The sequence below is a fragment of the Tenacibaculum skagerrakense genome, assembly GCF_004345825.1.
In the GTDB taxonomy this organism is placed as follows: Bacteria; Bacteroidota; Bacteroidia; order Flavobacteriales; family Flavobacteriaceae; genus Polaribacter; species Polaribacter skagerrakensis.
Map to the genome: position 1 here is coordinate 142,718 of NZ_SLXM01000005.1, position 14,021 is coordinate 156,738.

General features: G+C 29.9%; 15 protein-coding genes. 6 read left to right on the forward strand and 9 right to left on the reverse strand.

Annotated features, from left to right (window positions below):
* Positions 1–120: 120 nt before the first annotated feature.
* From EV195_RS09705 to EV195_RS09740, 8 genes are all read right to left on the reverse strand, one after another.
* Positions 121–1,137, reverse strand: a complete 1,017-nt coding sequence (locus tag EV195_RS09705) for a glycosyltransferase family protein (protein ID WP_132794756.1) — start codon at positions 1,135–1,137, stop codon at positions 121–123.
* Positions 1,137–2,015, reverse strand: coding sequence for a UDP-2,3-diacylglucosamine diphosphatase (locus EV195_RS09710; protein WP_132794757.1), 879 nt, complete (start codon positions 2,013–2,015; stop codon positions 1,137–1,139). The genes EV195_RS09705 and EV195_RS09710 overlap by 1 nt, the downstream gene beginning before the upstream one ends.
* Before the next feature lie 237 nt (positions 2,016–2,252).
* Positions 2,253–2,831 carry a type 1 periplasmic binding fold superfamily protein gene (locus tag EV195_RS09715; RefSeq protein WP_132794758.1) on the reverse strand — a complete coding sequence of 193 codons (579 nt, stop codon included), beginning with the start codon at positions 2,829–2,831 and terminating at the stop codon, positions 2,253–2,255.
* A 30-nt stretch (positions 2,832–2,861) separates the two neighbouring features.
* Positions 2,862–5,261 carry a TonB-dependent receptor gene (locus EV195_RS09720; RefSeq protein WP_132794759.1) on the reverse strand — a complete coding sequence of 800 codons (2,400 nt, stop codon included), beginning with the start codon at positions 5,259–5,261 and terminating at the stop codon, positions 2,862–2,864.
* Between the two features lie 40 nt (positions 5,262–5,301).
* Positions 5,302–5,622, reverse strand: coding sequence for a hypothetical protein (locus EV195_RS09725; protein WP_132794760.1), 321 nt, complete (start codon positions 5,620–5,622; stop codon positions 5,302–5,304).
* Between the two features lie 87 nt (positions 5,623–5,709).
* Positions 5,710–6,135 carry a hypothetical protein gene (locus EV195_RS09730; protein WP_132794761.1) on the reverse strand — a complete coding sequence of 142 codons (426 nt, stop codon included), beginning with the start codon at positions 6,133–6,135 and terminating at the stop codon, positions 5,710–5,712.
* Between the two features lie 2 nt (positions 6,136–6,137).
* A complete protein-coding gene (purB, locus tag EV195_RS09735) occupies positions 6,138–7,481 on the reverse strand; it encodes an adenylosuccinate lyase (RefSeq protein WP_132794762.1) in 1,344 nt (447 codons plus the stop codon).
* A 70-nt stretch (positions 7,482–7,551) separates the two neighbouring features.
* A complete protein-coding gene (locus tag EV195_RS09740) occupies positions 7,552–8,148 on the reverse strand; it encodes a Crp/Fnr family transcriptional regulator (RefSeq protein ID WP_132794763.1) in 597 nt (198 codons plus the stop codon).
* A gap of 68 nt (positions 8,149–8,216) precedes the next feature.
* Here EV195_RS09740 and EV195_RS09745 point away from each other — a divergent pair, with 68 nt between their 5' ends.
* Complete coding sequence (locus EV195_RS09745) at positions 8,217–8,612, forward strand: group III truncated hemoglobin (RefSeq protein WP_317128221.1); 396 nt, start codon at positions 8,217–8,219, stop codon at positions 8,610–8,612.
* Here EV195_RS09745 and EV195_RS09750 read toward each other — a convergent pair.
* Positions 8,604–8,945, reverse strand: coding sequence for a hypothetical protein (locus EV195_RS09750; protein ID WP_132794764.1), 342 nt, complete (start codon positions 8,943–8,945; stop codon positions 8,604–8,606). The two genes, EV195_RS09745 and EV195_RS09750, sit on opposite strands and share 9 nt — an antisense overlap.
* A gap of 124 nt (positions 8,946–9,069) precedes the next feature.
* Here EV195_RS09750 and EV195_RS09755 point away from each other — a divergent pair, with 124 nt between their 5' ends.
* From EV195_RS09755 to EV195_RS09775, 5 genes are all read left to right on the forward strand, one after another.
* Positions 9,070–11,085, forward strand: coding sequence for a VWA domain-containing protein (locus tag EV195_RS09755; RefSeq protein ID WP_243693097.1), 2,016 nt, complete (start codon positions 9,070–9,072; stop codon positions 11,083–11,085).
* Positions 11,085–11,264, forward strand: a complete 180-nt coding sequence (locus EV195_RS09760) for a CPXCG motif-containing cysteine-rich protein (protein WP_132794765.1) — start codon at positions 11,085–11,087, stop codon at positions 11,262–11,264. The genes EV195_RS09755 and EV195_RS09760 overlap by 1 nt, the downstream gene beginning before the upstream one ends.
* On the forward strand, positions 11,264–11,656 hold the full coding sequence (locus tag EV195_RS09765) for an acyl-CoA thioesterase (protein WP_132794766.1): 393 nt from the start codon (positions 11,264–11,266) through the stop codon (positions 11,654–11,656). The genes EV195_RS09760 and EV195_RS09765 overlap by 1 nt, the downstream gene beginning before the upstream one ends.
* Before the next feature lie 10 nt (positions 11,657–11,666).
* Complete coding sequence (locus tag EV195_RS09770; RefSeq protein ID WP_132794767.1) at positions 11,667–12,494, forward strand: prohibitin family protein; 828 nt, start codon at positions 11,667–11,669, stop codon at positions 12,492–12,494.
* A 386-nt stretch (positions 12,495–12,880) separates the two neighbouring features.
* Complete coding sequence (locus EV195_RS09775) at positions 12,881–14,020, forward strand: poly(ethylene terephthalate) hydrolase family protein (RefSeq protein ID WP_132794768.1); 1,140 nt, start codon at positions 12,881–12,883, stop codon at positions 14,018–14,020.
* The last annotated feature ends 1 nt before the right edge of the window (position 14,021 follow it).

The following is a 14,021-nucleotide window of genomic DNA, read 5'->3' on the forward strand; positions in this document are numbered from 1 at the left end:
GAATAACTTTTAAATTCAATCAAACTTATTGAATTTAGTAAGAAACTTATAACTAATAGCTATAAAAGTACTTTTTTAGGTCATAAGAAATGAAATTCTAGTAATAAAAACCATTCACAATTATTCAATAATCATTTGAGATAAAATGGTTTCATTATAATAAGGCAATGTAATTGCATCCAAAATGTCTTCTGTTACATCGGGATAATTAACTTCAACAATTTTATCGGATTTTATCCACTTTTCTATTTTAGGTAATTGTCTAGTATTTAATTTCTTTAAAACGGGTACTCCCATTTCTTTTAAAGCTAATGCGTTGCACTGCTGCTCATATTGATTTTTCATAGGAATTACCATCAATTTTTTTTGTAGAAATAATGCTTCAGCAGGTGTCTCAAATCCAGCTCCACAAAGCACTCCATTAGACGAAGCAATACTTTTAATAAATTCATTACCGTCTATAGGTCGAATGATTACGTTATTGTGTAATTGAAATTGGTTCGAATGTTTCGAAAACACTTCCCATTTAATCTTCTTAAACTGAGATAATATTTTAATTAATTTCTTATCCCCATAAGCAGGTAAATAAACCGTATAATGACCTTTTTTAGTAATATTTTTTAACCTAATTTCTTTTCTGATAATTGGTAAAAATGTTGCTGATGAGTAGGTTTTAAAATGAAAACCAAACTTGTTTCTTGCAGGAGCATAATATTTAAGAATTAATCTTTCAAACTTAAATTTTCCATATTTTGGAGCTTTATCATCTGCAACAGCATTTTGGTGACTTAAAGATATAATAGGAGTATTTCTAAGTTTACATGCCCAAGCAGATACAGGCTCAAAATCGTTAATTACCAAATCATAATCTTTAACAGGTAATGATTTAATTTCTTTCCAAAGGTTTCTGAACTTTGTCTTTTTCAAAGTTTCCCACAAATCTATGCCACCTTTTTTACCGAAAATAAAGCTCAACCCGTATAGTTTGTACATAATTTCAAAAGGAAATTTTAATTCACATTGGTATCCGCTGACTAAAATGTCTACTTCGGCTCTTTTTTGTAAATAAGGTACAATTTCTAATGCTCTACTAGCATGGCCGTTTCCTGTTCCTTGGATAGCATAAAGTATTTTCATTATTTGAAAGATTTTTTAATATTGAATTCCAGTAATAAATCTTCAAAAAGTTGGCTGTTAGATTGCTCAGCTTTTATATGTTCTATATCTGATACTTCAATGGTTTCAGGGACATTTTTAGCTTCTTCATCTTTTTCATATTCATATAATTTCCATTGCTTATTACTATATTCTAATGCTGTTAAGTTTTCAATCCAGTCACCCGAATTTAAATATGTTGTTTCTCCTTTTTCATTTTGAATAACTCTCATTTCCGGCTGATGTATATGACCACACACTACATATTCATAACCATTATCAATCGCAATTTCTGATGCTGTAGTTTCAAAATTATTAATGAATTTAACAGCACTTTTTACACTGTTTTTTATTCTTTTACTGAATGACAGTCTATTGTATCCTAAGGTTTCACTTACCCAATTTACAGCTGTGTTTAACATTATTAACGAGTCATATCCTACACCTCCAAGTTTCGCTAACCATTTTGAGTGTTGCATGGTTACATCAAACACATCTCCATGAAAAAACCAAACTTTTTTTCCATCTATATCTAGTACTACTTTGTTAACTATTTCAAAACTTCCTAAGCGAAAACCTTTAAATTTTCGTAGCATTTCATCATGATTTCCAGTAATATAATACACCTTTGTGTCAGAAGTAATAAACGTCATTAATTGTTTAATTACTTTCATATGTGCTTTTGGAAAGTAACGTTTATTAAATTGCCAAATATCTATAATATCTCCGTTTAGAATAAGAATTTTAGGATTTATGGTTTTAAGATAATTATACAATTCTGTAGCTCTACAACCAAAAGTTCCTAAATGCACATCAGATATTACAGCAATATCTAGCTTACGCTTTTTACCTTTTTTCATTCTTTAGTTTGATTAGTTTTCATTTAAAAATTAGTAATCTTCAGAATGAAAACACAATTTGGGTAATTAATTTGTACTAAATTATTGTTTATGTTTCGTGAAAGCGTAAAAACTTAATTAATAGATTGTTATATAAAGTTCAAGGAAAAGTAACGATTGTAAATTTTGTGTAAATAAAAAAGCTTTCTCTAAACTTAAGTTTAGAGAAAGCTTATATAATTAAAAGTTTACTAATTCTTAAACAGCAATTACAGTACCTTGAACTGTAATATCGAAAGTAACTTCAATATCAGTTTCTCCTCCTGCGTTTGCAATATTCCCATCGCTAACACCCGAAGCATCTTTATTAGGCTCGTGGCGTAATGTTACTGTAATTGTACCAGTTCCAGCTGAACCTGATGCTAATGAAAAAGTAATTCCTACTGGATTTCCATTTGAATCATTTGCTCCAGTATAAGTAAATGTTGGATTAATCCCTGTAGCAGTATAGAAGAATTGGTGTTCTTCAGCTTCTGCGGCAACTTCAGTTGTAATGTTTTCTGCTGGATCTTCAGTTTCATTTAATAAAACAATTGTTGCATTATAGGTTGTATTAGCCGATAGTGTACCTCCAGTAACCACAGGAGCATTTGGTCCGTCACCATCTAAATCTTGACTTTCTAAAACAATATCACTTCCTCCTCCAACAGGTGTTAACGTTATTCTCATAGTTGTAATTACTTCTTCCTCATTTGTAGGAGTTGGATTATCATCAGAACAAGAAGCGAAAGTAATTGCAGAAATACATGCGATTGCTAATAATTTAATTGTTTTCATAATTTAATATTTAATTTAAGTGTTTGATGGTTAATAATTAATTTTTAATTGAATTTTAAAATTTCTACCTAAGTCATCTGCAAAAAAACGTTGTCTGTTTAGATAGTCTCTATAAGAAGTATCTAACAGATTGTTTACAGAAAACTGTAGTGCAATATTGGTTTCAGACATGTTAAAATCGAAACCGGATGAAAAATTCAAAAGATGATAACCACTAGGTGGGGTACTTATATCTACTAATTCATTAGTATTTGTGGTAGCTACGAATGTAGTAAAATTGTTATCAGGATATTCATTTTGCCTTGCGTTGAAAATGCTTTCAATAGAGGCAAAAAAGTTATTCCAATTTTCTTTTTTATATAGTATTGAACTTACAGTTTTAAAAGGTGGTATATCGATTAAAGCCCTTGAATTGTCGATATCCTTTCCTTTTAATAATGAAGATTTATTTGATATGATTAAGTTTTCATTAATATTGTAAGTAATGTTAGTATCTATACCTAAAAGATTTGCATTTACTTGCTTATAATCCCAAACAACAAAAGTACCCCTTAGAGTGGTTTCTGTACCTGATGGCTCTAGATAAATAAAATCATTAATTCTATTAAAGAACGCTTCTACAGATAGATTTATTTTTGAACTTTCAAATTTATACGTTCCAGAAAATCTATGGGATGTTTCTGGTTGGATACGCAAATTCCCTAACTCTATTCTTGCTGCAGAATGATGTAATCCATCACTAAATAATTCTGATGGATTTGGAGCTCTGTTAGCTAAACCATAGTTAAATATAAGTGAATTTTTTGGATTCAATTGGTATAATAAACCAGTTGAGGCTGATATATTATGAAAGTTAAATTTGGGGTTAACTAAATATTGTGTTCCAAAATCTTCTATAATAATGTTACTAAAATCTTGATCATAGTTTAATGAATTCCATCTAGATTTTAAGTAAAACTTTTTTGCATTAATATGGTTATAGTCGTATCGTACACCAGCTGACAAAAGAAAACCATTAAAACTAAATTCAGAAATTCCATAAATTCCTGTATTGAATTTGTCATAGTCTGGTATAATTCTACGTACTCCAGTATCTGGATTAGAAAAATTATTTTGGTATCCACCAGAAATCCCAATTTTGTAAATCCTATGCGGATCTGAATCAAATTTCATGTCTGCTGAAACCGTATGAGTTTTTAAAGTAAGGTCTGTTGCAGCAATATCGCTTCTTCCACCTCGTCTTATGTCAAACTCTAATCTTTCGTTATTCTGAAAATCATATTGAATAGATAACTTACCTAGTTCTTCTAGGCGTTTGTACATTTTTGCTTTTACTAACTGATGCTTAACATCTTGTTTTGGATTGTTAATAGTGTAGCTAAAGTCATTTATAACTGAAGGAATTCCACTATTAATAGCATCTACTAAATCACCAGTAGTTCCTATATGCGAAGCTCTTAAGATTCCTATTTCATTAGATAAATAGCTATAGAATATATCAAATCCTTGGTTTGTTTCTTTATAACCTCCAGCCAACGAAAAACCGTAAGAATTAACTCCCGTATTTGTTAGATTGTAATCAGGAGCTTCAAAGTCACCAGCTCTTTTAAAAGAAGCATTTCCATTTACAAACCAACCTTTACTAGTGGTTTTGTTAAGATTTGTACTAAGAGAAAATAATCTACCGTTATTTTGTTGCGATAAAATTGTTTTTCCGTATAAACTATCTTTTCTAATAAATTTAGAAGGATTCATTACAATTACACCTCCTATGGCATCACCACCATATTCTAACGCATTAGCACCTTTAATTACTGAAATGCTACCCGCTGAATTTATATCAACGTTAGGAGCGTGTTCAATTCCCCAATCTTGATCTTGAAGTCGAACACCGTTAACAGAGGTAAGTATTCTGCTACTGTGTAAACCATTAATAACAGGTTTTGTAATTGTATTTCCTGTATTTATTGAAGAAACCCCAGAAACTTCTTTTAAAGCATCGCCTAAGTTAGCATCACTAAAATTGTCTAAAGTTTTAGCATTTATCAAAGTTTCTTGAGAAGTTTTAGTTTTTTTTGCTAATTCAGCATGAACGTTAATTTCCTCAAGTTCTTCAATATGATGCTCTAAATCAATTATTTTGTAAGTGTCTTCAGTTATGATTAACTCAAAATTTTTTGCATTACAGGCTAGATGGGATACTTCTATAATTAGTTTACCTTCACAAACATTATTGATAATGAACTTTCCATTCACACCTGTAGTTGTGTATTTGTTTTGGTTTTTAATATAAACTGTTGCACCAACGATAATTGATTTATCGTGCGAGTCCTCTACAATCCCGGAAAAAGTGTATGTACAATTTTGACCTATTACTGTACTTGTAAATATGTTCAGTAATAAAATCAATAAGATATCCTTTGATTTCATTATGATTTTTAGTTTAACTAAAGTATTTTGTTTTAAATAACTAAGCTAAACTAGGAGGACCACGTAAGTGAAAAGGATTTACACTTTTACTTTTAAATGAGTAGAAAAAAATATGAGGTGAATTGATTTCAGTAAGCTCAATTGAAGGTAATTGAGTAATCGAAGTCACCGAAAAATTATTTAAATGAAAATCACATAACTCACAATCAATTTCATGATCATGATAATGTTGTTCGTCTTTAGAAAGACAAACTTCAGTTTCATGATGTTCCTCTAGAACAATATGAGATAATTGAACTAGAGTAGGAGCTAGCACTAATACTAGCATAAATAATGATATGAGCTTGCGAACTAATTTCATCTAACCAACAAAATAACAGCATTTATTTTATAAATCCAATTTTTACTATTGAATTTTTAACGCTTTGAGGTTTTTATTGATAATTTATCAATTAGACTTACTAATGTAAACCTTTCCTTTGGGTTTAAACTTTGAGTATCCAATTCTAGAGGTAAACTCATAAGAAGAATCTTTTACTTTTGTAATTTGTACAAAAATAATTTCTTTATCCAAGTCTGTCTTCGGACTTTTCATTTTTAGTTGGTAAGCGAAGTTATTCTTCCAAGTAATAAAAAGAGTATCTATTCTTTTAATTTCTTTCTCAGTAACTGTAGTATCTGTTGATACAGTAACCTTTTTTGTATAATATTCAATTTGTAAACTATCTTTTCTTACAATAGTTGTTTTGCTATAGTTATCTCCAGCAGGAATCTCAAATGTTCCATATCTAAAACGTTCAGGATTTCCTGAAGTTTCAATGTTACATGATATCAATGATATGAATAGAATACAAAAAAGGAAACGTAATCTCATTATTAAATACCTGTATAATTAGAAGGTGTTATTTGTTTTAGCTCATTTTTGATAGCATCAGAAACTTCTAAAGTATCAATAAAATTAGCAATTGATTTTTGTGTTATTTTTTCATTAGTACGTGTTAATCCTTTTAAAGCTTCATAAGGATTCGGATATCCTTCACGTCTTAATATTGTTTGAATAGCTTCAGCAGCAACAGCCCAGTTATTTTCTAAATCTTCTTCAAATTTTTCAGCATTAAGCAGTAATTTATTCAATCCTTTTAAAGTTGCTTTGAAAGCTATGATGGTATGCCCGAAAGGAATACCTACATTTCTTAAAACGGTACTATCAGTTAAATCTCGTTGCAATCTAGAAATAGGAAGTTTAGCCGCTAAATGTTCTAAAATAGCATTTGCAATACCTAAATTTCCTTCAGAGTTTTCAAAATCAATAGGATTTACTTTATGAGGCATCGCAGAAGATCCAACTTCACCTTTTTTTATTTTCTGTTTGAAATAATCCATAGAAACATACGTCCATACATCTCTATCTAAATCAATTAAAATATTGTTTATACGTTTCATGGCATCAAACAAACTAGCCATATGGTCGTAGTGCTCAATTTGAGTTGTAGGGAACGAGTGGTGTAAATCTAAACGCTCTTCAACAAAAGAAGTTCCGAACGATTTCCAATCGATTTCTGGATAGGCAACTTTATGTGCGTTGTAATTACCTGTAGCTCCACCAAATTTAGCCGCATTCGGAATGTGTTGTAAGAATAATACTTGTTGATTAATACGTTCTACAAATACAAACAATTCTTTTCCTAAACGAGTAGGAGAGGCAGGCTGACCGTGTGTACGAGCTAACATAGGAACGTTTTCCCATTCTTCACAAAGTTCCGCTAATTTAGACGTTAAGCTATCTAATGTTGGATAATATACTTCTTCAACCGCTTCTTTAATAGATAACGGAATTGCAGTATTATTTATGTCTTGAGAAGTTAATCCGAAGTGAATAAACTCTTTATATTCAGACAAATTCAGTGCATCAAATTTTTCTTTGATAAAGTACTCAACGGCTTTTACATCATGATTTGTTACACTCTCAATCTCTTTAATCTTTAAAGCATCTTCGGTAGTAAACTCGGTGTATATTTTTTGTAATTCAGGAAAAATTTCTGAATTAACATTTTTAAGTTGTGGTAAAGGAATTTCGCATAAAGCAATAAAGTATTCGATTTCAACTTTAACTCTGTATCTAATTAGAGCTTCTTCAGAAAAATAGTTTGTTAATTGATCTACTTTATTTCTATACCTACCATCAATTGGAGAGATGGCATTTAATGTTGTTAAATTCATTTTTTGTTGTTGTGTTGAAAGCGCAAAAATAGGAAATACTTAGAGTTTATCTTACTTATTTTAAATGAATTTATCGATACACTTTTCGTTTTACGATTTTTACTTCTCCTTGCTTTTCAAGTTGTTTAATAGCTCTAATTACGGTTTCAACGCGAAGACCTAATAAATCTGAGATTTGTTGTCGAGTATAGTCAATTTTTAAAGAAAACTTCTCAGGAGATTGGTGTACATCGTGTTTTAAATAATCAAAAAAACGTAAAATTCTATGACTTGGTTCTTGACTAGAGATTTCTGATGCTATAATAGCTTTGTAGTATAATCGTTTTGCTAGACTCTTAGTAATGTTGAAATGAATATCAGAATGTGTTTTTAAAAGCTGAAAGAATTTTTCTTTTGGTAAAATATAAAGAACAGAATTTTCAATAGCTACGGCATTGGCAGGATAATTAATATCTATAAACAATGGAGGCTCTCCAAAACTTTGTTCTTTGTAAAATATACCTTGAATAAATTCTTTTCCATCATCGTTATAATTATTCATCTTTACAATACCACTTTTGATTTGATAATAGTTACGAGCACTATTATTTTCAGAAAAGATGATGTCCTCTTTTTGAAATTCTTTTAATTCAGCATTAAAATCAATTAGAAGTTCTGTAGGTATCATATTGTGATTATAGTCATAAATAAAGCTTATTGTAAAAGTATACTTTTGTAACTGTTAATTTATACTGAATGATTAAGAAACAAATAGAAAATAGAGAAGATGTTTTTTTATTAGTGAGTTCTTTTTACCAGAAGATTAAAAGAGATGAAGTCATTGGCGATTTTTTTACAAAAACAATTCCTGAAAATGAATGGGATGATCACATAGAAAAGCTAACTGATTTTTGGGAAACAAATTTGTTCTTCGTTCGAAAGTTTAAAGGAAATCCAGTTAAAGCTCATAAAGATGTTGATGCCAATTTTAACCATTCAATTCAACAAGAACATTTTGGAAGATGGTTGCAACTCTGGTTTACAACTGTTGATGCATACTTTACTGGAGAAAAAGCCACTCAAGCAAAAGAAAGAGCACGAAACATTGCTTCCATGCTCTTTTTTAAAATATATGAGAATAAACTAAAATAATTTTGGTAATTGTATGATTACTAGTAATGTGTTAGTAATAATGCTAATCATTCCCAACCAAACTACATACTTAAATGGACTTTGACTGAATGCTGCGGCATTTGTTGCCATAGCTGTCATTGATGATAGCGCTACAATAGGATAGGAAAATCCACCGTGTAATGCTAAGCCAATAGAAATAGAAGAAATCATGGTGCTAATCATTACAAATAGCATTGAAATTCCAAAACTGTTTTCTTGCTCTTTTTTAATTTTATCATTAATCATTTCAATTAGTGAAATGTTTTTTCTTTCTGTAGTAGTTGTAACTGTAATATTTTTAGCGGTAATCATAATTATTAATTTTATTACAAAGTTAGATTGGTACTACTTCTTAAAATATGATTTTGGTCATATTGGTTAAAAAAGTTCTATTTGTTAAAGGTTATTTATATCTTCACATTTCAAATCAAAAAATGTGTCAACACAAATAGTTTTATATATAATTTTAGCTTTATTAGTAGGAGTTGTTGTAGCTTACTTTCAATACTTTTTTAAGGTTAAAAAAACCGCAAAACACACTATTGTATTATTTACATTAAGGGCGTCGAGTGTGTTCTTTTTACTACTATTGTTAATCAATCCGCAAATTAAAATTCAAAAAACTAAGAATAGCAAACCTAAACTGTCTATTCTTGTAGACAATTCGTTATCTACTTCTTTTTTTAAAGAGGAAAAAAAAGTTGTTGAATTAATTAATGGCTTTAAAAGTTCTAACAAATTAAATAACAAGTTTGATATTGATTACTTCTCTTTTGGAAAAGATATTCAAGCAACAGACAGCCTAACTTTTAATGATGCTCATACCAATATTTACAATGCAGTAAAATCGATTAATAATCTTACTAAGGATGAAATTGGTGCAATGATTGTAATCTCTGATGGTAATCAAACAATAGGAGAGGATTATGAATTTGTAAATTCTAAACAAGCAGTGTATCCTGTTTTAATTGGAGATACCGTAAAATATCAAGATGTAAAAATAGCTCAACTTAATGTAAATAAATACAGTTACATCAATAATAAATTTCCTGTAGAAGCTATTCTATATTATGATGGAGAGAAAGCTATAAATACAGAGTTTGCTATTTTTAAAGCAGGGAAAAAGGTTTTTTCGAGACCTATTAGTTTTTCAAAAGACAACAAATCGGTAACAGTTTCTACAAATTTAGTTTCAGATAAAGAAGGTATTCATTATTACTCAACAACTATTGGTAAACTAGAAAATGAGAAGAATATAAAAAATAACTCGAAAAGCTTTTCGGTAGAAGTAATAGACGAACAGGCAAAAATATTACTATTAACTTCGTTGCTTCATCCCGATTTAGGTGCTTTTAAAAAGGCTATTGAAAGCAACCAGCAAAGAAGTATTACCATTACAGATATTAATGAGTTTAAAGGAAATTTAGACGATTATCAACTTGTTATAGCGTATCAGCCAACTATTTATTTCAAGCCATTTTTTAATAAACGAAAATCTAATTTCTTAGTTGTTACTGGCTCTAAAACCGATTGGAGTTTTATAAATTCTTTAGACTTAGGAATTGAAAAATCGTATATAAATCAATCGGAAGATTATAGTATTTCTTACAATACTAATTATTTAACGTTTATTCAAAAAGATATTGGGTTTACTAATTTTCCACCTTTAAGAGATAAGTTTGGAGCTATAAACGCAAAAAATCATCAAAGTTTATTATTTCAAAAGCTACAAGGAATTACGACCGAAGAACCACTTTTAGCTACGTTTGAAAAAGGAGAAGAGAAGTTTGGTTTTTTATTAGGAGAAGGAATTTGGAAATGGAGAGCAGCAAGTTATTTAAATGAAACTAGTTTTCACGAGTTTGATGCATTTGTTAATAATTTAGTTCAGTTTTTATCTTCAACTAAGAAAAGAAATCGATTAGAGGTTAAAGTAGATAATTTGTATTTGGCAAATCAAACTATTGATATTTCTGCATTGTATTTAGATAGCAACTACAAGTTTGATCCAAGAGCATCGATTCAAATAGGAATTTCTAACGAGACAACCAAAGAGCAAAAAGTGTATCCTTTTTCCTTAGTTACTACTTCATATAAAGTTCAAATAGAAGGCTTAGTACCAGGTGATTATTCTTATGTTGTTTCAGTTGAAGGAGAATCGGTAAAAAAGTCAGGGAAATTTAAAGTAGCTGATTTTCAAATCGAAGAACAGTTTACAAATGCTAACAAAGAAAAGCTAACCGCACTTGCTAATGCTACAAACGGAAAGTTATTTAATAGCCAAGAACAGGATGACTTAATTGATAATTTAGTTCAGAATAAAAATTACTACACCTTGCAAAAATCTATAGAAAAAAAGCAAGGAATTATTCAGTGGCAATGGTTACTTTTTTTAATAATAGGTTTATTAACCTTAGAATGGTTTTTAAGAAAATATTACGGTAAATTATAATGTTAGAACATTTTTTTCAATGCCCTTATTGTTGGGAACAAATTTCAATGTTGTTAGATCGAAGTGTTTCTGAAACATACATTGAAGATTGCGAAATTTGTTGTAATCCTATGCAAATTACAACAGTTTTTGAACAGAATGAATTGGTTAATTTTGAAGTAAATAATATAGAACAATAATGAGATTTCATACTAGAAAATGGGTAAAACCAGAAGATTTAAATCCAAACGGAACGTTATTTGGCGGAAGATTACTTCAGTGGATAGATGAAGAAGTAGCTTTGTATGCTATCATTCAACTAGAAATACCTAAAACGGTAACAAAGTTTATGTCTGAAATAGACTTTGTAAGTTCTGCAAGGCAAGGAGACATCATTGAAATAGGAATTGATGTTGTAAAGTTTGGAAGAACGTCTATAACATTAAACTGTAAAGTAAGAAACAAGCTTACCCGAAAAGAGATTATTACAATTGATAAAATTGTAATGGTGAGTTTAGGAGAAAATGGTGAAACTGTACCGCATGGAAAAACTAGGATTGAATACGTAAAAGATCGACTAGATAATCAATAAATTTTAAATTATGAGTAAACAAGCAAATTTTGATTTCCCAAAAAAGGGAGTTTTTATAATACCAATAATTGTCTTCTTTTTTATTTTTTTAATAAAATCAACAGAAACGATTAATTCAGGAGAAGCAGGAGTCGTTTGGCGTTTTTTTGGAGGAGTAGATCCTGATCAAAAGCCACTAGGCGAAGGATTTCATATTATAGCTCCATGGAATAATGTATTTGTCTATAACGTAAAGCAACAATCTATTTCTGATGTAATGAAAGTACTTTCTGTTAATGGATTAGAAGTTACGGTAAATGGTACAGTATGGTTTAAGCCAGATTTAGAAAGGTTAGCGATACTTCATAAAACGAGAGGAAAGAATTATGTGAAAGATATTTTGGATCCTGCTATTAATGCGGCAGCAAGAAGTGTTGTTGGACGTTATACACCAGAGCAACTATATTCTAGTAAACGAGATGTAATTGAAAAGGAAATTTTAGAGGAAGTAAGTAAAGAGCTAGAAGATCAGTTTATAAAAGTGAATAAGGTTTTGGTAGAAGATGTTCAATTACCAAAAACAATTAAAGACGCAATCGAAAGAAAGTTGAAGCAAGAACAAGAAGCTTTAGAGTATGAATTTAGATTAGCTAAAGCACAGAAAGAAGCAGAACGTCAAAAAATTGATGCAGAAGGTAAGGCAACTGCAAATCGTATTTTAAGTGCTTCACTTACTGACAAAATTTTACAGGAAAAAGGAATTGAAGCAACGTTGAAACTAGCAGAGTCACCAAATAGTAAAGTAGTACTAATAGGTTCAGGAAAAAACGGGATGCCAATCATTTTAGGTAACCAGTAAAAAGTTAAAAAGTGTTTAAATAGATTGATTTAGACGATAATTGTCTTAAAAAAAAGTTAATAGCATTTTAAAGATGTAACAAGTTTAAAATTAACTCGTCAATTATATAAATTACTTCCTTAAAAGTTAGTGATTAGTTAGTTTTTGATAGTTGATTGAAAGAGCTCGAGATTTTATAGTCTCGAGCTTTTTTTATATGTCAAATTAATTTTTAAAAACCTGTTTTTTAGGTGTTTATAAAATTGTGCTATTTTTAAACCAATTTGTCCTCTTTTTGGTTTTTACTTTTTTTATTTTAATTAAAGTGATTCTTTTGTTTTAGCGAATTGAAAAAATCAATTCAACTAAATCAACTTTTTAAACCCTAAATCTTTAATCAAAAGATCATGAAAAAAATTACCCTTTCATTTATTTTTTCTATGTTTTTTGTGCTTTCATTTTTTGCTCAGGAGTATGAAATAGAAAGCTTTACAAAAACATTTACAGATTCTAATCGACGTAATAGGAGAGTTACGGCTAAAATCTACTATCCTAAGCAACTATCAACTACTACTGAAAATTATCCAGTAATTGTTTTCGGTCATGGTTTTGTAATGAATTATGATGCTTACGAAAACTTTTTCGACACTTTAGTGTCTAAAGGATATATTGTAGCTTTTGTTACTACAGAAGGATCAGTTTTTGCTAATCATAAGGCATATTCGGAGGACTTAGCTTTTATGATTAACGAAGTTAGAAATGAAGCAAATAATAGTAGCTCTCCTATTTTTAATTTAGTAGGAAACACCAATGCTTTATTAGGACATTCCATGGGTGGAGGAGCCGCAATTGTAGCAGCTTCTATGGTAGATGTTAATACCTTAGTAACATTCGCTCCTGCTAAATTGCGTTTTAACACTATAACACCTGCTACGCAAGTTACAGAAGAAGCGTTGGTTTTTTCGGGTAGTGCAGACGGTGTTACTAAGCCTAACGAAAATCACATTCCTTTGTATAATAGCTTAGGTTCTAATTGTAAATATTTTATTAGTATTACAGGAGGAGCTCATTGTTATTATGCAATGCCTAATGGGTATTGTGATTTTGGAGAGCGTTTTTCATCAAGAGATGTTTCTGTAACCAGAAGCGAACAACAGGAAATTATGTTCACTTATGTAATTCCTTGGTTAGATTACAAACTAAAAAATAATGGAGCATCTTATCAATTATTTAAAGATACGTTAAACAACGATTCGAATGTTACGTATGAGAATGGTTGTAATAACGAATTCAATTTATCAACTGAAAAATTACCAGAATCTAGCTTTAGTGTTCAGGTAGGCCCTAACCCAACCAAATCTTTTGTCAACATTAATACATCAGATGAGTATGAGGTGGAAAAAGTGGAAGTGTATAACCAATATGGAAAGCTTTTCTTAGACTCAAAAAGTAAGCAGGTAGATTTATCTAGTTTACAACGAGGTATTTATTTGATAAAAGTTTACTCAAAAGGAAAAACTATTACTAAGAAAATAGTTGTTGAGTAAC